The sequence below is a fragment of the Streptomyces pseudogriseolus genome, from assembly GCA_002154585.1.
Lineage (GTDB): Bacteria > Actinomycetota > Actinomycetes > Streptomycetales > Streptomycetaceae > Streptomyces > Streptomyces pseudogriseolus.
Genome location: MUNG01000693.1, coordinates 1 through 404, shown reverse-complemented (window position 1 = coordinate 404; position 404 = coordinate 1). Strand labels below are relative to the sequence as shown.

1 protein-coding gene is annotated in these 404 nt (G+C 73.8%); it reads right to left on the bottom strand.

All coding sequences use genetic code 11. The features are described 5' to 3' along the window. Positions 1 to 365 (bottom strand): ketopantoate reductase family protein (locus CCN29_RS36710; RefSeq protein ID WP_442538688.1); only part of this gene is annotated, 365 nt, incomplete at its 3' end. Positions 366 to 404 lie beyond the last annotated feature (39 nt).

Genomic DNA, 404 nt, shown 5'->3' with positions numbered 1-404 from the left:
CCGAGCAGGGACGCGGCGGGCAGGTGGCGGGCGAGGACGGTGTCCTTGTGCACGCCGTTCTGGAGCGACAGCACGGGCGTGCCGGCCAGCTTGGAGGCGGCCAGCTGCCGGGCGACGTCCTCGGTGTCCCACAGCTTCACGGCGACGACGACCAGGTCCGCGCCGTCCACGTCCGCGACGCTCTCCACCACCGCGCCCGGCGAGGTGCGGACGTCGCCCAGGGGGCTGCGCACGAGAAGCCCCGAGCGCCGTACCGCCTCCAGGTGGCGTCCCCGGGCCACGAAGGTGACCTCGTGGTCCGCCGCGGCGAGCCGCGCCCCGAAGTAGCCCCCGACCCCACCCGCTCCGACGATCGCGATCCGCATGGCCGCCCCACTCCCTTGATAACCGCTTCAGAGGTTACT